Annotated in this window: 19 protein-coding genes; 13 read left to right on the top strand and 6 right to left on the bottom strand. The window is 42.8% G+C overall.

Annotated features, from left to right (window positions below; all coding sequences use genetic code 11):
• Positions 1 to 21: 21 nt before the first annotated feature.
• The 4 genes from hemA (at position 22) to prmC (ending at position 4,502) form a co-directional block, all read left to right on the top strand.
• Positions 22 to 1,281 (top strand): glutamyl-tRNA reductase, encoded by a 1,260-nt coding sequence (hemA, locus tag PSV17_RS04770; RefSeq protein ID WP_300480167.1) that lies wholly within the window; start codon positions 22 to 24, stop codon positions 1,279 to 1,281.
• Positions 1,282 to 1,315: 34 nt separating this feature from the next.
• Positions 1,316 to 2,398: a peptide chain release factor 1 gene (prfA, locus tag PSV17_RS04775; protein WP_300480169.1), complete on the top strand. Its 1,083-nt coding sequence runs from the start codon at positions 1,316 to 1,318 to the stop codon at positions 2,396 to 2,398.
• Positions 2,399 to 2,520: 122 nt separating this feature from the next.
• Positions 2,521 to 3,216: a hypothetical protein gene (locus tag PSV17_RS04780; protein ID WP_300480171.1), complete on the top strand. Its 696-nt coding sequence runs from the start codon at positions 2,521 to 2,523 to the stop codon at positions 3,214 to 3,216.
• A 344-nt stretch (positions 3,217 to 3,560) separates the two neighbouring features.
• Entirely contained in the window at positions 3,561 to 4,502 is a 942-nt protein-coding gene (gene prmC / locus PSV17_RS04785; RefSeq protein WP_300480173.1) for a peptide chain release factor N(5)-glutamine methyltransferase, read from the top strand.
• Between the two features lie 16 nt (positions 4,503 to 4,518).
• Here the strand turns inward: prmC and PSV17_RS04790 are convergent, their stop codons facing one another.
• Positions 4,519 to 5,049, bottom strand: coding sequence for a gamma carbonic anhydrase family protein (locus tag PSV17_RS04790; RefSeq protein WP_300480175.1), 531 nt, complete (start codon positions 5,047 to 5,049; stop codon positions 4,519 to 4,521).
• A 116-nt stretch (positions 5,050 to 5,165) separates the two neighbouring features.
• Here PSV17_RS04790 and PSV17_RS04795 point away from each other — a divergent pair, with 116 nt between their 5' ends.
• From PSV17_RS04795 to PSV17_RS04810, 4 genes are all read left to right on the top strand, one after another.
• A complete protein-coding gene (locus PSV17_RS04795; protein ID WP_300480177.1) occupies positions 5,166 to 6,338 on the top strand; it encodes a homoserine O-acetyltransferase in 1,173 nt (390 codons plus the stop codon).
• Positions 6,328 to 6,945 (top strand): methionine biosynthesis protein MetW, encoded by a 618-nt coding sequence (metW, locus tag PSV17_RS04800; RefSeq protein ID WP_300480179.1) that lies wholly within the window; start codon positions 6,328 to 6,330, stop codon positions 6,943 to 6,945. The genes PSV17_RS04795 and metW overlap by 11 nt, the downstream gene beginning before the upstream one ends.
• A 56-nt stretch (positions 6,946 to 7,001) precedes the next feature.
• The gene (locus PSV17_RS04805) at positions 7,002 to 8,225 is read left to right on the top strand and encodes an AmpG family muropeptide MFS transporter (RefSeq protein ID WP_300480403.1); all 1,224 of its coding nucleotides are present in this window, start codon (positions 7,002 to 7,004) and stop codon (positions 8,223 to 8,225) included.
• 185 nt (positions 8,226 to 8,410) lie between these two features.
• Positions 8,411 to 9,187, top strand: coding sequence for a DUF1223 domain-containing protein (locus tag PSV17_RS04810; RefSeq protein WP_300480181.1), 777 nt, complete (start codon positions 8,411 to 8,413; stop codon positions 9,185 to 9,187).
• Between the two features lie 124 nt (positions 9,188 to 9,311).
• Here PSV17_RS04810 and PSV17_RS04815 read toward each other — a convergent pair whose 3' ends face one another.
• A complete protein-coding gene (locus PSV17_RS04815; protein ID WP_300480182.1) occupies positions 9,312 to 9,458 on the bottom strand; it encodes a hypothetical protein in 147 nt (48 codons plus the stop codon).
• Between the two features lie 250 nt (positions 9,459 to 9,708).
• The gene (locus tag PSV17_RS04820) at positions 9,709 to 10,497 is read right to left on the bottom strand and encodes an exodeoxyribonuclease III (RefSeq protein ID WP_300480183.1); all 789 of its coding nucleotides are present in this window, start codon (positions 10,495 to 10,497) and stop codon (positions 9,709 to 9,711) included.
• Between the two features lie 31 nt (positions 10,498 to 10,528).
• Between PSV17_RS04820 and pyrE the strand changes: the two genes are divergently transcribed.
• Complete coding sequence (pyrE, locus tag PSV17_RS04825) at positions 10,529 to 11,203, top strand: orotate phosphoribosyltransferase (RefSeq protein WP_300480185.1); 675 nt, start codon at positions 10,529 to 10,531, stop codon at positions 11,201 to 11,203.
• 63 nt (positions 11,204 to 11,266) lie between these two features.
• Complete coding sequence (locus PSV17_RS04830; RefSeq protein ID WP_300480186.1) at positions 11,267 to 11,908, top strand: DUF4124 domain-containing protein; 642 nt, start codon at positions 11,267 to 11,269, stop codon at positions 11,906 to 11,908.
• 120 nt (positions 11,909 to 12,028) lie between these two features.
• On the opposite strand, the gene gatB is transcribed toward PSV17_RS04830, so the two are convergent.
• The 3 genes from gatB to gatC are packed head-to-tail and all read right to left on the bottom strand — an operon-like array spanning position 12,029 to position 15,313.
• The gene (gene gatB / locus PSV17_RS04835) at positions 12,029 to 13,474 is read right to left on the bottom strand and encodes an Asp-tRNA(Asn)/Glu-tRNA(Gln) amidotransferase subunit GatB (RefSeq protein WP_300480187.1); all 1,446 of its coding nucleotides are present in this window, start codon (positions 13,472 to 13,474) and stop codon (positions 12,029 to 12,031) included.
• Positions 13,475 to 13,477: 3 nt separating this feature from the next.
• Entirely contained in the window at positions 13,478 to 14,962 is a 1,485-nt protein-coding gene (gene gatA / locus PSV17_RS04840; RefSeq protein WP_300480188.1) for an Asp-tRNA(Asn)/Glu-tRNA(Gln) amidotransferase subunit GatA, read from the bottom strand.
• Between the two features lie 36 nt (positions 14,963 to 14,998).
• The gene (gene gatC / locus PSV17_RS04845; protein WP_300480189.1) at positions 14,999 to 15,313 is read right to left on the bottom strand and encodes an Asp-tRNA(Asn)/Glu-tRNA(Gln) amidotransferase subunit GatC; all 315 of its coding nucleotides are present in this window, start codon (positions 15,311 to 15,313) and stop codon (positions 14,999 to 15,001) included.
• Between the two features lie 211 nt (positions 15,314 to 15,524).
• Between gatC and PSV17_RS04850 the strand changes: the two genes are divergently transcribed.
• The 3 genes from PSV17_RS04850 to mreD all read left to right on the top strand — a co-directional run bounded on the left by PSV17_RS04850 (position 15,525) and on the right by mreD (position 18,402).
• Entirely contained in the window at positions 15,525 to 16,568 is a 1,044-nt protein-coding gene (locus PSV17_RS04850) for a rod shape-determining protein (protein ID WP_300480190.1), read from the top strand.
• 273 nt (positions 16,569 to 16,841) lie between these two features.
• On the top strand, positions 16,842 to 17,936 hold the full coding sequence (gene mreC / locus PSV17_RS04855; RefSeq protein ID WP_300480191.1) for a rod shape-determining protein MreC: 1,095 nt from the start codon (positions 16,842 to 16,844) through the stop codon (positions 17,934 to 17,936).
• On the top strand, positions 17,923 to 18,402 hold the full coding sequence (mreD, locus tag PSV17_RS04860; protein WP_300480193.1) for a rod shape-determining protein MreD: 480 nt from the start codon (positions 17,923 to 17,925) through the stop codon (positions 18,400 to 18,402). Before mreC ends, mreD begins: the two co-directional genes overlap by 14 nt.
• Positions 18,403 to 18,407 lie beyond the last annotated feature (5 nt).

Consider the following 18,407-nt stretch of genomic DNA (forward strand, 5'->3'; position numbering starts at 1 on the left):
TGTATTGATACAAGCATACTTATGCAGCTATATGTAATCGGCGTTAACCACACGACCGCACCCGTCCAGATTCGAGAAAATGTCGCTTTCAACAGCGAACATCTAGGTAGCGCCTTGCGCGAACTCACCTCGCACGATGCGACTGAAGCGGCAATTCTATCAACCTGCAACCGCACTGAACTCTATTGCAGCGCAGAAAATCCTGAAAAACCACTGCAATGGCTGTCGCACTATCATAAGCTAGATACAAGCAGCATTCAGCCTTACATTTACACCTTACCCAATGACGAAGCCGTAAAACACGCCTTTAGAGTAGCTTCTGGCCTAGATAGCATGGTGTTAGGCGAAGCACAAATTTTGGGGCAATTTAAGCAGTCCGTTAAAATCGCTCAAGATGCAGGCACTTTAGGCACCTTGCTACATAAATTATTTCAACGCACTTTTGAAGTGGCAAAAGAGGTGCGCACCAACACAGACATTGGCGCAAACTCTATTTCAATGTCCGCAGCTGCGGTCAAGTTGGGGCAACGTATTTTTGGCGACATCAGCCAGCAAAAAGTGTTGTTTATTGGCGCAGGTGAAATGATAGAACTATGCGCTGACCATTTTGCCGCACAAAAACCTAAAAGCATCATGGTGGCTAACCGTACCCTAGAACGTGGCACCGCCTTAGCAGAAAAAATCTCTTTGCAAGGCGTTAAGGCGCAGGCGATTCTGCTAAACGACCTACCAGAACGCTTTGCCGAATTTGATATTGTGATTACCAGTACTGCAAGCCAATTGCCAATTGTAGGCTTAGGCATGGTCGAAAGTGCCATTAAAGCCCGTCGCCATCGCCCGATTTTTATGGTCGATTTAGCCGTACCGCGCGACATTGAAGCTGAGGTTGCGCAACTTGATGACGTATTTTTATATACCGTTGATGACCTAGCGCAAGTGGTGACCGATGGCATGGCGAACCGCCAAGAAGCGGCTGTAGATGCTGAAGTAATTGTGACCGCGCGTGTTGAAAATTTCATGCAGTGGATGAAAAAGCGTGATGCCATACCAACCATCAAAGCCTTACGCGACCAAGCGGAAGCCACTCGCCAAATGGAGTTAGAAAAAGCGCTCAGGCTGATTCAGAAAGGTGAAAGTGCTGAAAAAGTATTGGAAGCATTAAGTAATGCGCTGACTAACAAATTCTTACACGCACCTAGCCATGCTTTAAATCGAGCACATGGTGAAGAACATGCCAAGCTGGAAGATGTCATTAAACAGCTGTATTTAACCAAAAATTAGTAAAATTAAAGTAATTCTCTAAAAGAGCCCCCGTATGAAACCAAGCATGATGAGAAAGCTCGCTACCTTAAGCGAGCGCCTAGAAGAAATTAACCGCCTAATGAGCAGTGAAGGTGTGACCAATAATATGGACACCTACAGAAAGCTCAACCAAGAACACGCTGAAATTACGCCGATTGTTGAGCAATATCACGCTTTTGTTCAAGCTGAAGCCGACATTAAAGAAGCGCAATCGATGTTGAGCGATCCTGACATGAAAGAGTTTGCGCAAGAAGAAATTGAAAATGGTAAGGCCAAACTTGAGGCCGTAGAAAGCGCACTGCAAATTTTACTGTTACCAAAAGACCCGAATGATGAAAAAAATATCATTTTAGAAATTCGTGCAGGTACGGGTGGTGACGAATCTGGCTTATTTGCGGGCGATTTATTCCGCATGTACAGCCGCTATGCGGAAAAACAAAAATGGAAAGTAGAAGTGCTTTCTGCCAACGAAGGCGAAGTCGGCGGCTACAAAGAAATCATTGCCAAAATTGAAGGCTATGGCGCGTACTCTAAAATGAAATTTGAATCAGGCGGGCATCGTGTTCAAAGGGTTCCTGATACTGAAACGCAAGGCCGCATTCACACCAGCGCTTGCACTGTAGCGATTTTGCCAGAAGTCGACGAAGTGAGCGATGTGGTGATTAACCCTGCCGATATTCGTCTAGATACTTTCCGTGCATCTGGCGCGGGCGGACAACACATTAACAAAACCGACTCTGCCGTGCGCATTACGCACTTTCCTACAGGTATTGTGGTGGAATGCCAGGACGGCCGAAGCCAGCACAGCAATAAAGCACAAGCCATGATGGTGCTAGCCGCAAGAATTAAAGCCAAACAAGTAGATGAGCAAAATAGCAAAATCGCCAGCGAGCGCCGCAACTTAATTGGCTCTGGCGACCGCTCAGAACGCATTCGCACCTACAACTACCCGCAAGGCCGCATCACCGACCACCGCATTAACTTAACTCTGTACAAAATTGACGCGATTACAGAAGGCGATATGGATGAATTGATTGGTGCGCTCGCGACTGAGCATCAGGCTGATTTGTTGGCGACTTTGGGTGATGATAATTGATTTTTTTAAAATTGATCGTCTGATTTCATTAAACTCCTTTCCTGTTTCTTCATAAAATTAATAACATATCAATAATACGCTTACAGAAGCGGAAGTAACTTTTGCTCGGACTAATAAACCTTATGACTAAACAAAATATCATCATACTTACAGCCACAATTACGCCACCTCTTGATGCACCAAACTTAGCAAGAATTGACCCAGAACTTCGCCTAAAGGATTACACACAAGCATTAGAGTTTTACCTAGATTGTTTATCCAAAAAAATAATTACAGGCATTGTTTTTTGTGACAATTCAGCATCAGATATATCCAACTTACAATTAATATGTAATCAACACGAAATGAGTGAAAGTATAGAACTACTCTCTTTTAATGGCTTAGACTATCCGTTAAATTATGGAAGAGGATATGGTGAGTTTAAATTAATTGATTATGTGATGACAAAATCTATTCTCATTAATCAGCTCCCTGAAAATGCAAATATATGGAAAGTAACTGGGCGTTATATACTTAACAATCTAAACTCTATGATCAAAAGCATTCCGAAAAAATGTGATTTTTACAGTAATTGTCGTAACTTTCCCACTTACTGGATTGACTTATATTTACTTTGCTGGAATAAAAGATCATATGGTGAAATCATCAATAATATTTACACTCAACTTAATGAAAAAGGTGATGGTAGAGTTGCAGAGCAATATTTCCGAGAAATTTTAGATAATAAAAAATATAAATCAAAAATTCACAAACGCTTCAAATGCACACCAGAGTTAATCGGTGTTAGGGGTTTTATGGTCGAGGTTATAAAGACATGAATTACAAACTGATCATGAGAAAGTTGGCTAATAAAATGATGCCTTGGGTTTGGATCTGAACTGAGGCAGGGTATGAAAATGCTCAAGCTAGCTTAGGTTGGGCTGAAGTATGAAGCCCAACGTTAATTGAAGCCTCTCAAACGTTGGGTTACGCTACGCTAACCCAACCTACAACACCTAAGTCAGGTAGGGTGGGCAAAATGCTTTATCTTGCCCACGCTGAAACAGCGTAAAACCGCGTGTGCAACAATTTGAACACCCTACAAAACCTGATATTTCACGCTGTCATTCTCGCCGAACGGTGACGATTGAGAAACTTACGCCAACTGTTATCATCACACCTAATGACCAACACACAATCTATCAAAACCATTCTTACGTCTGCTGCAGCTCAACTTAACAATGATGAAGCTACGTTAGAGGCGCAATTGCTTTTGCAACACGTGCTGAATGTAAATCGTGCGTGGCTCATTTCACATGCAAATGATTCCATGCAAGCCAATAGCCACGAGGCATTTGAGTTATTACTTAATAGACGGCTAAAGGGCGAGCCTATTGCTTATATTTTAGGCGTTCGTGAGTTTTACGGTTTAGATTTATTGGTGACACCTGACACCTTGATTCCAAGGCCTGATACTGAAACGCTGGTAGAAGCGGCTTTAGCAAAAATCGCTAACCCGTCATTCCGACGCAGGTCGGAATCTAGTGACGTTAAGCCGCCCCCCTCACCCCAACCCTCTCCCGCCAGCGGGCGAGGGAGCTTTACCGTACTTGACCTTGGCACAGGCACTGGTGCTATCGCCCTAGCGATTGCCAAAAGCCGTCCGCAAGCTTTTGTAACAGCGGTAGATGCCTCCAAAGCAGCCTTAGAAATCGCCAAAAAAAATGCACAAAACTTAAACATTACGAACATAGAATTTGTTTTAAGTAACTGGTTTGATGAATTAGAAAATTCCACGTTTGACATGATTGTGAGCAACCCACCTTATATTGAAGAAAATGACGTGCATCTTAGCCAAGGCGATTTACGTTTTGAGCCTATCAGCGCATTAGCTTCTGGCGCGGATGGTTTGGATGATATTCGCAAAATCATCGATAACTGTTTGATTTACCTAAAGCCGCAAGGTTGGTTGATGTTGGAACATGGCTTTAATCAGGCGTTACAGGTTGCAGACTTAATGGCAGGCGCGGGTTTAACTAACATTGAAACGATTAAAGATTTAGGTAACAATGACCGCGTGACTATTGGTAAAAATCCTTTGATTGTTAGTACGCATTGGGATTAACAATGTAACAAAACCCTTAATAAAGGTTTTTCAGTTTTACATAATTATCTGCGGAGGCTTTTAAACCTGTTATTTCATCTTGCGTTAAAGCGCGTATTTTCTTTGCTGGGCGGCCGATATATAAATGGCCGCTTTCTAGCACTTTGCCTTCTGGCACTAAACTGCCTGCGGCGAGCAACACTTGTTTTTGCACCACGGCTTTATCCATCACAATACTGCCCATGCCGATTAAACATTCATCTTCAATCGTGCAGCCATGCAAAATAACCGTGTGCCCAATGGTGACGTTATCGCCAATAATGAGCGGCGAACCTTGTGGGTCTTCGCTAGATTTATGGTTTACATGCAGCATGCTTAAATCTTGAATATTGGTATTTCTGCCAATGTGAATAAAATTCACGTCACCCCTTATCACCGTGCTTGGCCACACTGAGCTATCTTCGCCGATGCTCACTTCACCAATAATGATAGCGGATTCGTGTACGTAAGTACTGTCTGCCAATTGCGGTGTTTTATTCTGGAAAGTTTGAATGTTTTTGCGTTGCATTTTCACACCTCTTTGTTGCGGGCCGTTTTTTTACAAGCCAGCTTCCTTCAAGTTAAAATCACACTATCAAGTATGACTAACAGCCGTATTTAATTTACACATAGTATAATCACAAAATGACTGAAAATAACCCTGTTGGCAACAACTCTGTAGGCTCTGACTTTGTTGGAATAGTTGCCCCACAAACCGCACACTTCAACTCACCGCTTACGCTAAAAAGTGGCGCAGTGTTGCCTCAATTCGACCTTGTATATGAAACTTACGGAACGCTGAATGCAGATAAATCCAATGCGGTTTTAATCTGCCATGCGCTTTCTGGCACGCATCACGTTGCTGGGAAATATACTGAAAATGATAAATACGCAGGCTGGTGGGACAATTTAGTTGGCCCGAACAAGCCTTTAGACACGAATAAATTCTTCGTCATTGGGCTCAACAACCTTGGCGGCTGTCACGGCAGCACTGGGCCAGTTAGCATCAATCCTGAGACCAATCAACAATGGGGATCGCAATTTCCTATTGTGACCGTTGAGGATTGGGTTAAATCTCAAGCTTTATTAGCCGACCACTTAGGCATTGCGCAACTCGCCGCGGTTATTGGCGGCAGCCTTGGTGGTATGCAAGCCCTGCAATGGACAATTGCTTATCCAGAGCGCGTTCGCCATGCTTTGGTCATCGCCTCTGCGCCTAACCTCACCGCACAAAACATAGCATTTAACGAAGTGGCTCGCCAAGCCATTATTACCGACCCCGAATTTCATGGTGGCGATTATTACGCACACCATGTATTGCCTCGCCGTGGCTTACGCATCGCGCGCATGCTAGGCCACATTACCTATTTAAGTGACGATGCAATGGGCGCTAAATTTGGTCGTAAACTTAAAGGCGACATTAAATACAGTTTTGATGCTGAATTTGAAATGGAATCGTACCTGCGTTATCAAGGCGATAAGTTTGCGGGTGAGTTTGATGCAAACACTTATTTGCGCATGACGCGAGCTTTAGATTATTACGACCCTGCGCTCAATTTCGATGGTGATTTAAGTACAGCTTTAAACAAAGTCACTGCAAAATTTCTAGTGGTTTCTTTTACCAGTGATTGGCGCTTTTCACCTGCGCGCTCACGCGAAATTGTAAAAGCATTGCTCGACAACGAACGTACCGTAAGTTATGCAGAAGTCACTGCTGCGCATGGCCATGATGCATTCTTAATGCGAGATGTGCACTACCACAACATTTTGCGCGCCTATTTAAATAGTATTGAAGTTGGTATTCATCATGCAAAATAATGTAAATATTACAAATTCAACGCAAGAATTCAGGCAAGACTTTGCAATTATCTCTGGTTGGGTAAAATTTGGCTCAAAAGTACTCGATTTAGGTTGTGGCGATGGCGCATTATTGCAATTTTTACGCAGCGGCTTAGAAGTAAAAGGCTATGGCGTAGAAAAAGATGATGCTAACTGGATTGCGTGTATGAATAATGGCGTAAATGTTATTCAAATGGACTTAGAAGACGGTTTATCAGGCTTTGAAGATCAATCGTTTGATACTGTTATCCTCTCGCAAACACTGCAAGCCATGCATAATACAGAAAGAATCGTGCTTGAAATGTTGCGCGTTGGTTGCGAAGTGATTGTCACTTTTCCTAACTTTGGCTATTGGCGCAATCGCATACAAATTCTCTCGGGCAATATGCCAGTGTCTAAAATACTGCCATACCAGTGGTTTGATACACCTAATGTGCACCTTTGTACAATTAATGACTTTGACGAATTTTGTAAAAATCACAAAATTTCAGTGCTTGAACGCAAAGTAATTACCGACGGTAATCAAATTGATTTTATGCCTAACTTTTTGGGCAATTTGGCTATTTATCGCTTGAAAGCTAATTAATAGTGTTGCATAACGCAGCACAGCCTACAATTTGGCAAACGATTTTCACTAAAAGAATGCTGGCCTGCGTATTCTTGGGCTTTACCTCAGGCTTGCCTTTATATTTGCTTTTGCAACTTCTACCTGCATGGCTACGTTCTGAAGGAATGAATCTTAAAACGATTGCAGCATTTGCTTTTATTCAACTGCCATACTCATGGAAGTTTGTATGGGCGCCGTTGATGGACAGATACAACCTTATTGCCCCGCTTGGGCGCAGACGTAGTTGGATGCTCATCACGCAAGTCGCGCTATTTTTCAGCATGGTGGCTTATGGGTTTTACGAGCCAAAGCTTGACATCACAACCATTGCGATTATTTCTACTATCATTGCATTTTTCTCTGCCAGCCAAGACATCGTCATTGATGCGTTTCGGCGCGAAATTTTAAGCGATCATGAACTAGGTTTAGGCAACAGCATCCATGTGAATGCTTACCGCATTGCAGGGCTTGTGCCAGGGTCGTTAGGGTTAATATTGGCTGACCATTTGCCTTGGTCATCCGTATTTTGGATTGTTGCGCTGTTTATGTTGCCTGGCATTATCATGACTTTGGTAATCAAAGAATCTAACAAAACTGCTGCGCCAAAAACACTTTATGACTCAGTATTTGAGCCATTCCATGAATTTATTACCCGACAAGGTTGGCAGAGCGCATTGCTCGTGTTGATATTTATTTTGCTCTACAAACTGGGCGACAGCATGGCAACCGCACTCGCTACGCCATTCTATCTAGATATGCACTTTAGTAAAAGTGACATTGGCGCCATCGCAAAAGGTAGTGGTTTAGTCTTACAGATTGCAGGCGCTTTTGCGGGCGGCTTGTGGATGCTTAAACTAGGCATAAATCGAGCATTATGGATATTTGGTATTGCGCAAGCTGTGACTATTTTAGGTTTTGCTTGGCTCGCGCACGCAGGCCCTTTTGAAGTCATTGGCACAGCAGAACGTACGATGTTAGCCATTGTGATTGGTGCAGAAGCCTTTGGCGTAGGTTTAGGTACCGCGGCCTACGTTGCCTACATGGCGCGCGAAACCAACCCCATTTACACCGCTACTCAGCTTGCTTTATTCACCAGCTTATCCGCCGTACCACGCTCAATGTTTAACGCGCTAACAGGCGGCATGGTAGAAAATTTAGGTTGGGAGAATTTCTTCTACGTTTGTACGCTATTAGCCATTCCGGGGATGGTGCTTTTGTTAAAAGTTGCGCCGTGGCATACGGTTAAAGCCAATGATTAGTACTAAATTCCGTGGTTACCACGGAATCCAGCGGTATGTTATCCAATCGGTAAGTAATACCTCAAGTTAGCAAGCATTGCTGAAGACACTGGATTCCGACCTGCGTCGGAATGACGGTATAAAAAATTTTGTAAGTTTTCTGCAATCACTCCGACCAACTCCTATGACCAAAAAGGAGTTAGACCATGCAACTTATCGCTAAAATAGCATTCGTTTTGAGCTTATTTAACCTTGCCGCACAACCCGCAATTGCTGCAGAATGCAGCGCTAAAAGCGGAGCCGCGACTGTACCGTTACTCGAGCTATACACTTCAGAAGGTTGCAGTAGCTGCCCACCAGCAGATAAGTGGTTAAGTGACTTAAAACCAGACACTAAAAAAATCATCCCTCTGGCTTTTCACGTAAATTATTGGGATTACATAGGCTGGAAAGATAAATTCTCTAAAGCAGAATATTCAGACCGCCAACGTAAAACTGCCGCGTTTGCAGGCACTGGTTTTGTCTATACACCGCAATTTATATTAAGTGGACGTGACATGAAAGGCGCAGATGCCTCGCGTTTAAACCAAGCAATTTCTGCCAGCCAAAAACTTGCCTCTCGTGCCAATTTAAGCCTAAATGCTATCACGCAGACAAATGGTGAAATCACACTCAAAGCCACTGCACAGGCGGTTAACCCAGCTGACATTAACAATGCCGATATTTTTGTGGCAATTTATGAAAATAAATTGGTCAGCCAAGTAAATGCAGGTGAAAACAGCGGTCGCGAGCTAAAGCATGATTACGTGGTGCGTGATTTATTAGGCGCTTATCAACTAAGCAATAAAAATGAATTTGCAAAAAACTTTACCTTAAAACCTGAGTGGAAAGGCAGACAAGCGGGAGCGGTGATATTTGTGCAAAATTCAAAAAATGGTGAGATTTTGCAGAGTTTGCAGTTGCCGTTTTGTAGCGAAATTTAGATTGTTAAATTGACCAACCAAAATTTGACGTGAGCAAAAACTGAAGTGTATTTAAGATAGAATGTTGCTCAACCCTTAATATAGCAGCGTCTACGTGAATACCGAACACCCCGAAAAAGGCATTTTATTCATCTATGCCGCCGTGTTTCTCTTTGCAAGTAGCGATGCGCTTTCCAAATATCTCACCAACTTTTACCCGTGGTGATGGTGCTATGGGTGAGATATGTAGTGCATATTTCGCTAATGATAGTTGCTTTAAGGCCACCATCATTAAAAACACTCATCACCACTAAAAACTCCAAACTACAAATTATTCGCGGCTTATGCATGGTGAATATCTACTTAAAGTTCATCAGCGCCCTACACTTTATTCCACTAGCTGAAGGCACCACGGGGTGGGTTATTGGTTTTTAGTAAAATAGCTTATAAAAATCGAACTAAAGAATGTTAATACGCCTGCTCTGTAACCAATATCCATGGGGGGGGTCGCAGGGCAGATTCCAAATACTTATCGAGCGTAGCTAGTCCAAAAATTCAACTGTCAACGGCGCATGATCACTAAACTTCTCTGCCTTATAAATGCTGGTTGAAACCGCTTTCTTGGCGATGCCAGGCGTAGCAATTTGGTAGTCTAACCGCCAACCCACATTTTTCTCATACGCCGCCCCACGGTTACTCCACCATGTGTAACACTCATCGGTGGTATCAGGATGTAAGGTTCGATAAACGTCTACCCAGCCCACTTCATCAAATAAGGTGGTCAGCCATGCGCGTTCTTCCGGCAAAAATCCTGAATTTTTCTTGTTGCCTTTGTAATTTTTAAGGTCAGTTTCTTTGTGGGCGATGTTCCAATCGCCACAAATAACGATTTCACGACCGCATTTAATCAACGCTTGCATGTGTAACATAAAGCGTGTCATAACGCTAAATTTAAAGGCTTGACGTTCTTCTCCACTAGAGCCGCTTGGCAAATAGAGGGAAACCACGCTTAAATTACCAAATTGACATTCTATATACCGCCCTTCACTGTCGATATCTTGTACACCGTCATTTGAGCTTCCTAATCCCTCAATCACAGCATCTGGTTTAGTTTTGCAGTAAATGCCAACACCGCTATACCCTTTTTTTTCAGCATAGTGAAAATAGCCATAATAGCCTGTCGGATTAAGCATTTCTGGCGTCATATCAGCTTGTTGCGCTTTGACTTCCTGCATACAAACGATGTCAGCATTTTGCGTTTGCAGCCATTTCTGTACGCCTTTATTTGTTGCAGAGCGTATGCCATTGAGGTTTAGCGATATAATCTTCAAAACTTTTATCCTTAATATAATTATCTAGAACATGAGCACGAATCACACAATTGAGCAGTCTGACCAATTCAGGCAAGAGTTTATCGCATTTGCCATTAAAAAAGAGGTTTTGCGCTTTGGCGAATTTACAACTAAAGCAGGTCGCCTAAGCCCTTACTTTTTTAATGCCGGGTTGTTTAATGATGGCGAAAGCTTGATGAAACTCGGCGAATTTTACGCTGAAGCCATTAAAAACTCTGGTATTGAATTTGATATGTTATTTGGCCCAGCTTATAAAGGCATTACCTTGGCAGCCAGTATTGCCATTGCCTTTGCCAAAAATGGTCACAATGTGCCCTACGCGTATAATCGTAAAGAAGCTAAGGATCATGGCGAAGGTGGCGTGATTGTTGGCAGCCCTCTTAAAGGTCGAGTTCTTATCATCGATGACGTAATCTCAGCAGGTACATCAGTGAGGGAATCTGTTGATCTCATACGCGAAAATGGCGCGACTGCATGTGGCGTAGCTATTGCCATAGACAGACAAGAGAAGGGGTTGGGTGAATTATCGGCAGTGCAAGAAGTGATTAAAAATAATGGAATTCCCGTATGTGCAATCGCTAATTTGAATGACTTATTAACCTATCTAGAGAATCAAAACGATATGGCACAAAGTTTGCTAATCGATAAAGTTATGTCGTATCGCCAGATGTATGGCGTTATTTAAATAAGGTTGAATACAGCACCTTAAAGTTATTCTAAACAATTGATAAAGTAATTTTAATTCTTAATGAAACTATTAGCTGCAAATAATTCAACCTTTATTAACGTGGCGAAACTTGGTCATTCCAGTTCTGCCTTATTTGCGTTGCTGTTTTCCAGCCTACTGATTTTGACGAGCTTTGCGCCTCTGGCGCATGCGGATGCCAGCAAAATAGTGAAATGGAAAGATGCAAATGGCGTTACTCATTACGGCGACAAAATGCCGGCGCAAGAGTCCGGTCGGAGTAATAGTGAATTAAATAACCATGGTACGGTGATTAAAACGAATAAGTCCTTTAATCCTCAGGTTAACTCTGAAGAAAAAGATAAGCATTCAATTGAGCAACATAGACAAGACAAGGCCTTGTTAGCCTCTTATTCATCTATCGAAGAAATTGATATGGCGGAAAAACGTAATTTGAAGAGTGACGAATCCGCCTTACTCACGCTAAATCAAAGTCAAGAAGAAACCAAAAAGTTGTTGGCTAAGATATATGCAAATTTTTCTGGCAAAAAAATGTCTAACCAAGCCTCCATAGAAGCTCAAACCTATCAGACGGAATTAAAACAAACAAAATCACAAATTGTTGCAGTACAAAATAGCATTGCTCAAACAAAAGTTCGTTTTAATCAATATAGATCTAGATATATTGAATTAAAGCCTCAATAAAACACTAAAAAAATAAACAATAAACAATACTTAATAAAAATGCCGCCTATTTGCCAAACATTCTCGGCATAGGCGGCAAATTACTTTAATACCACTGCGGTTTTTTGATTTAGCAGGAATCTAGCTTAGTTTTTTCTTTAAAATATCATTCACTTGCGTTGGGTTGGCTTTACCTTTTGAGGCTTTCATGGCTTGCCCAACTAAAGCATTAAACGCCTTTTCTTTACCTGCCTTAAACTCTTCAACCATCGCGGCATTTGCGGCTAATACTTCGTCGACAATCGCTTCAATTGCTCCGCTATCAGATTCTTGTTTTAAACCTTTGGCGGCAATGATGTCGTCAACACTGCCTTCAACATTCCATAGCGCCTCAAATACTTGTTTGGCTGCGTTGTTTGAAATCGTATTATCGCTAATACGTTTTAATAGTTGTGCTAATTGCTGTGCATTGATTGGTGAATCACTAATACTTGTATCTTCTGCATTTAATTTAGCAGCCAGTGTACCCATTACCCAGTTCGCCGATTGTTTAGCATCTGCACCTGCTTCAACGGTTGCAACAAAATAATTGGCTAAATCTCGTGAGGTAGTCAGCGCGTTTGCATCGTAACTTGATAACGCATATTGTGCTTCAAATCGTGCTTTCATGGCTTCTGGCAACTCGGGCATTTGCGCTCTTACCGCATCTTTATCAGCTTCTGAAATGACTAATGGTAACAAATCTGGATCTGGAAAGTAGCGGTAATCATTGGCTTCTTCTTTGCTACGCATAGCGCGTGTTTCGCCAGTATCTGGGTTAAACAAAACCGTAGCTTGTTGAATCGTGCCGCCATCTTCTAGTGTTTCAATTTGCCAGCGAGTTTCATACTCAATGGCTTGGGTCATAAATTTGAACGAGTTCAGGTTTTTAATCTCGCGGCGCGTACCTAACTTTTCGCTGCCTTTCGGGCGGACGGATACGTTAACATCACAGCGGAAGCTACCTTCTTGCATATTGCCATCGCATATACCTATCCATTGCACTAATTCATGCAATTTCTTAGCGTAAGCCACAGCTTCAGCCGCGCTACGCATATCTGGCTCGGTCACGATTTCCAGTAACGGCGTGCCTGCACGGTTTAAATCAATACCACTCATGCCCTCAACCGCGCCATGCACTGATTTCCCTGCATCTTCTTCCAAATGTGCGCGCGTGATATTCACCACTTTTTCATACGCTGCATTCTTACCAACCGCAGGCACTTGAATAGTGACAGCGCCTTTGCCAACAACAGGCAACTCAAACTGACTGATTTGATAACCTTTTGGTAAGTCAGGGTAAAAATAATTTTTACGGGCAAACACAGAGCGTGGTGCAATATGGGCATTAATCGCCAAGCCAAATTTAATGGCACATTGCATAGCTTCTTTGTTCAACACGGGTAACACGCCTGGCAAGGCGATGCTAACTTCACAGGCTTGTGTGTTTGGCTCTGCGCCATACTTAATGGATGCGCCAGAAAAAATCTTTGTATTTGTTTTTAGTTGGGTGTGAGTTTCTAACCCAATCACGACTTCCCATTCCATGCTTTACTCCAAACCTGCTGGCATACGTGTATGCCAATCTGTCACTTGTTGATATTGATGTGCTACATTCAACATACGCGCTTCATCAAAATAATTACCGATAATTTGCAAACCAACGGGCAACGATACGCCATCGTCACTTTGCGCAAAGCCGGCAGGTATACTCATGCCTGGCAAGCCAGCTAAATTAGTAGAAATGGTATAAATATCCTGCAGATACATGGCGACTGGGTCATCCACTTTTTCACCTGCTTTAAACGCAGTGGATGGCGCGGCTGGCCCCATAATCACATCACATTTTTTGAAAGCTTCTACAAAGTCTTGCGCGATTAAACGACGAATTTGTTGGGCTTTTAGATAATAGGCATCGTAATAACCTGCGCTTAATACATAGGTACCAATCAAAATACGGCGTTTAACTTCCGCACCAAAACCTTCAGCGCGGCTCTTGTTATACATGTCCATCAAATCCGTGTATTCAGCCGCACGATGCCCGTAACGCACGCCATCGTAACGCGACAAGTTACTTGAAGCTTCAGCAGGCGCTAGCACGTAATAAACGGGAATTGATAAGCCCGTATTGGGTAATGAAATATCAACAATTTCTGCGCCTAGATTTTTGTATTCGGCAATCGCCGCCTCAATCACATTGCCTACGTTGGCATCTAAACCTTCTGAGAAATATTCTTTTGGTAGGCCAACTTTTAAGCCTTGTAGAGGTTTAGCTTGATTTGAATTATACAGGTCACGGGTGTAATCTTCTTTTTCGCGATTCAAGCTAGTTGAATCACGCTCATCAAAGCCTGCCATCACGTTCATCATCAGCGCGCAGTCTTCTGCACTTTTTGCCATCGGGCCAGCTTGGTCTAATGATGAAGCAAATGCAATCATGCCAAAGCGTGACACTGCCCCATAAGTTGGCTTTAATCCAGTAAAGCCACACAAAGAAGCTGGTTGGCGAATTGAGCCGCCAGTGTCTGTACCTGTTGCAGCTGCACATAGCCTTGCAGCAACCGCCGCCGCGCTACCGCCGCTACTGCCGCCTGGAACACGGTCGAAACTCCATGGGTTTTTAACGCCACCGAAATAGGATGTTTCATTTGATGAACCCATCGCGAATTCATCCATATTGGTTTTACCCAAATTCACTGCACCTGCAGCATCAAACTGAGTGATAATATGCGCATCGTAAGGTGCAATAAAATTGGCGAGCATTTTAGAGCCGCAAGTGGTCTGCCAGCCTTTTGCACAAAATATGTCTTTTTGCGCAATGGGAATACCCGTTAATGGCGCAACATTCCCTGCGGCGATGCGCGCATCTGCTGCTTTTGCTTGAGCAAGTGTTTTACCTTCATCTAAGGCAATATAGGCATTAATATTAGGGTTGTATTGCTGAATTCTATCTAGAAAAGTTTGTGTTAGTTCAACACTAGAAATTTTTTTAGCTTGGAGCATCTCGCCCAGCTGTTTTAGGCTGCTGTTAATCATATTCAAGTCTTATTTTAAAGTCTTATATTTAAGTGCTTACTCAATTACCTTAGGTACCAGATACAAACCACCTGCTACCGCCTGCTCTGTTGAACCATTGCCAAGTAGAGGGGCATTTTTCTGAAACTCATCACGCAGATTAGTTTTAGTGACAATATCGTCACGCAAACGCTGACTTAAATCTTGCGAATGCGACATCGGCTCAATGCCAGTGGTGTCTACAGCTTGCATTTGCTCAATTAGACTTAGAATTCCTGTCAACTTAGTGAGCGTTGCCACAGCGTCACTTTCGCTCACCTCAATACGAGCTAAATGTGCAACTTTTTTAATGTCTTCAATGCTTAATGCCATGTTTCATTAATCCGAAATTTAGTTAATACATTTTAATGTTCAAAATGAGTGACTTGTTATAACTTCACTTTACAATTAAGTTGCAATCACATCTTAATTTTCAACGTAATATGCGGTATTATACCTGCAATTTACTGACGTCTTAATTGCGCTTTAACATTTACTTAGCGCCCCAAATCGTCATCTTGCATCAAATCACAGGAAAAACACAATGTTCGGTTTTATAACTAGCTATTTTTCAAACGATCTTGCTATTGACTTGGGTACAGCGAACACGCTGATTTACTCTCGCGGCAAAGGTATCGTTTTAGATGAACCTTCAGTAGTTGCAATACGTTTAGAAGGCGGCCCAGGCGGCAAAAAAATTCTACTGGCTGTAGGCGCTGAAGCTAAAGGCATGCTGGGTCGCGCACCTGCAAATATTCAAGCGATTCGTCCGATGAAAGACGGCGTGATTGCAGACTTCACGATTACCGAGCAAATGCTCAAATACTTTATCCGCCGTGTGCATGATGCACGTTGGTTTTCACCAAGCCCACGTATCATTATTTGCGTACCAGTCGGCTCTACTCAAGTGGAACGCCGTGCAATTAAAGAGTCTGCTGAGCGCGCAGGCGCTAAACAGGTATTTTTAATTGAAGAGCCAATGGCAGCAGCGATTGGTGCTGGCATGCCAGTTTCAGAAGCCACTGGTTCAATGGTGGTAGATATTGGTGGCGGTACCACCGAAGTGGGTGTGATTTCACTTGGCGGTATTGTTTACGCGAAGTCTGAGCGCGTTGGTGGCGACAAATTCGACCAAGCAATTATTGATTACATTCGCCGCAATTACGGCATGCAAATTTCTGAGCCTACGGCTGAAAACATTAAGAAAACGATTGGTTCTGCTTTCCCAGGTTCAGCTGTTTTAGAAATGGAAGTCACTGGCCGTAATCTTGCAGAAGGCTTACCACGTAAATTCACTATTTCTAGCAATGAAATTTTAGAAGCCTTGACTGAGCCATTGAATTCAATCGTTGGCGCAGTCAAGTCAGCTTTAGAACAAACTCCTCCTGAACTAGGTGCTGATATTGCCGAAAAAGGCATGGTTTTAACTGGCGGCGGCGCGTTATTGCGGGATTTAGACAGACTATTAATAGAAGAGACGGGGTTACCTGTCATCGTTGCAGAAGACCCACTGACTTGCGTAGCGCGTGGCTGTGGCCAAGCTTTAGAAGAGATGGATAAATTAGGTAGCATTTTCGCTTACGAATAATTGAAAAATAAGGGCTTATGGGCCTAGAAATGCACTAAATTTAGGCCGTACTATACGGCCTAAATCACATAAGGTCATCTCTATAAATATATTTAGATATTTACCGCGTCATTATTTTTTCCCTCGCGCCTTGTCTAATTTATCGCACCAATCTAAGCCGCTTAAGCGGCTTAGATTGGTGGGGATGCCAAGAGCTGGTAGAAACTAGTATTTATAAAGATGTTCTTAAGTAAGTTAAACTTCCAATAAAAGAAATTGAATAACGCTTAACCAATGGAACGCCGTTTTAATCACAGACTCGAGCAACAATCCGCCCCAGCATTTTTTGTGCGCGGCCCGAGCCCGCTTGCGCGCTTAGCTTTTTTCTCCGCACTTTCTCTCGCATTAATGGCGGCAGATTCACGCTTGGAGTACTTAACGAGCGTACGCCAAAGTCTTCAAGGGATGCTACATCCTTTGCAATTATTAGCCAATGCACCATCAAGGCTTTACCGCGATACTACTGAGTACTTTTCAACGCATCAGTATTTACTCAGTGAGAATCGAACGTTAAAACAAACTGCGCTTAAACAATCGGTTGATTTGCAAAAACTCAATGCACTGGAACTTGAAAATAACAATCTTCGCCAATTATTACAAATCAACAAGTCCATCGTTGAAACCAGTGTGGCAGCGGAAATTATGCACGTGGGGCGCGATCTATTCACCAAGAAAATTATCGTGAATCGTGGCGCTACACATAATATCGTTGCAGGTGAGGCAGTTGTGGACGCGACGGGTGTAATTGGTCAAGTCACGCGCATTTATCCACTGAGCAGTGAAGTCACGCTTATTACCGACAAATCATTAGCCATTCCAATACAAGTCGAACGTAATGGGTTGCGGGCGATTGCTTTTGGGCATGGTCGCGATAACACTTTAGATTTGCCCTATTTGCCAACCAATGTAGACATTCAACATGGCGACAAATTAGTAACTTCAGGCATAGATGGTGTTTATCCTGCAGGGCTTGCCGTTGCAACAGTTTCACAGATTGAAGTTACACCTGATTCACCATTCGCACGCATTATTTGTGTACCGACTGGGCGCGTAGAAAATCATAAGCAAGTGCTTTTAGTCAGCATTCCAGCTAAGGTCGAGCCTGTTGAAACAGAGATTATTAGCCCAATTAAGCAAGAGGCTAAAGTCAAAAGATCTGAGAACACACCAATAAAACTTGAAGTAGTAAAACCAGAAGTAGCTAAACCTGAAATCGCAAAACCTGCTGCAATTAAAGCGGAGCCTGAAAAAATACAATTACCATCAGAATCCAAGCCAGCGCTAGTCGCCCCTCCCAACAATACGAGCAAGCCACATGCCGCCGAGTAAGCTCAAATCTATCTACCTGTCGCTAATTATAGCGTTCGTTTTTCTACTATTACCTTGGTCTGGGTTTGCACTGAAAATACGTCCAGATTTTATATTACTGGTCATTATTTTTTGGTTAATACGCGCACCAAACTTATGCAATGTAGGCACAGCTTGGTTTACAGGCCTTTTTGTAGATTTAGCTACGGGCGGTATATTTGGCCAATATGCCTTGGCTTACACTATTACTGCGTTTTTTGCTGTGACTTATCAACGCCGCCTTGTTTTGTTTAATCATACCCAGCAATTATTTTATGTATTTTTGTTATTGATGATTTCGCAAATAGTGCTGCTCATTATCAAGACTTTCTCTGGTGCTGATGCTTTAGGTTGGAGTTACTTCTTACCAAGTATTCTTGGCGTTTTATTATGGAGAGTCGCGGTCATTTTTGGCTTGAATACGGGCGGTCGCTCGCGTGGGACTTAATATTC

Source organism: Methylotenera sp., assembly GCF_029946165.1.
Taxonomy (GTDB): Bacteria; Pseudomonadota; Gammaproteobacteria; order Burkholderiales; family Methylophilaceae; genus Methylotenera.

What these genes read in the sequence shown, in the direction of transcription:
- hemA (WP_300480167.1), top strand. Translation starts at nt 22, where the DNA reads ATGCAGCTATATGTAATCGGCGTTAACCACACGACCGCACCCGTCCAG.
- prfA (WP_300480169.1), top strand. Translation starts at nt 1,316, where the DNA reads ATGAAACCAAGCATGATGAGAAAGCTCGCTACCTTAAGCGAGCGCCTA.
- PSV17_RS04780 (WP_300480171.1), top strand. Translation starts at nt 2,521, where the DNA reads ATGACTAAACAAAATATCATCATACTTACAGCCACAATTACGCCACCT.
- prmC (WP_300480173.1), top strand. Translation starts at nt 3,561, where the DNA reads ATGACCAACACACAATCTATCAAAACCATTCTTACGTCTGCTGCAGCT.
- PSV17_RS04790 (WP_300480175.1), bottom strand. Translation starts at nt 5,049, where the DNA reads ATGCAACGCAAAAACATTCAAACTTTCCAGAATAAAACACCGCAATTG.
- PSV17_RS04795 (WP_300480177.1), top strand. Translation starts at nt 5,166, where the DNA reads ATGACTGAAAATAACCCTGTTGGCAACAACTCTGTAGGCTCTGACTTT.
- metW (WP_300480179.1), top strand. Translation starts at nt 6,328, where the DNA reads ATGCAAAATAATGTAAATATTACAAATTCAACGCAAGAATTCAGGCAA.
- PSV17_RS04805 (WP_300480403.1), top strand. Translation starts at nt 7,002, where the DNA reads ATGCTGGCCTGCGTATTCTTGGGCTTTACCTCAGGCTTGCCTTTATAT.
- PSV17_RS04810 (WP_300480181.1), top strand. Translation starts at nt 8,411, where the DNA reads ATGCAACTTATCGCTAAAATAGCATTCGTTTTGAGCTTATTTAACCTT.
- PSV17_RS04815 (WP_300480182.1), bottom strand. Translation starts at nt 9,458, where the DNA reads ATGATGGTGGCCTTAAAGCAACTATCATTAGCGAAATATGCACTACAT.
- pyrE (WP_300480185.1), top strand. Translation starts at nt 10,529, where the DNA reads ATGAGCACGAATCACACAATTGAGCAGTCTGACCAATTCAGGCAAGAG.
- PSV17_RS04830 (WP_300480186.1), top strand. Translation starts at nt 11,267, where the DNA reads ATGAAACTATTAGCTGCAAATAATTCAACCTTTATTAACGTGGCGAAA.
- gatB (WP_300480187.1), bottom strand. Translation starts at nt 13,474, where the DNA reads ATGGAATGGGAAGTCGTGATTGGGTTAGAAACTCACACCCAACTAAAA.
- gatA (WP_300480188.1), bottom strand. Translation starts at nt 14,962, where the DNA reads ATGATTAACAGCAGCCTAAAACAGCTGGGCGAGATGCTCCAAGCTAAA.
- gatC (WP_300480189.1), bottom strand. Translation starts at nt 15,313, where the DNA reads ATGGCATTAAGCATTGAAGACATTAAAAAAGTTGCACATTTAGCTCGT.
- PSV17_RS04850 (WP_300480190.1), top strand. Translation starts at nt 15,525, where the DNA reads ATGTTCGGTTTTATAACTAGCTATTTTTCAAACGATCTTGCTATTGAC.
- mreC (WP_300480191.1), top strand. Translation starts at nt 16,842, where the DNA reads ATGGAACGCCGTTTTAATCACAGACTCGAGCAACAATCCGCCCCAGCA.
- mreD (WP_300480193.1), top strand. Translation starts at nt 17,923, where the DNA reads ATGCCGCCGAGTAAGCTCAAATCTATCTACCTGTCGCTAATTATAGCG.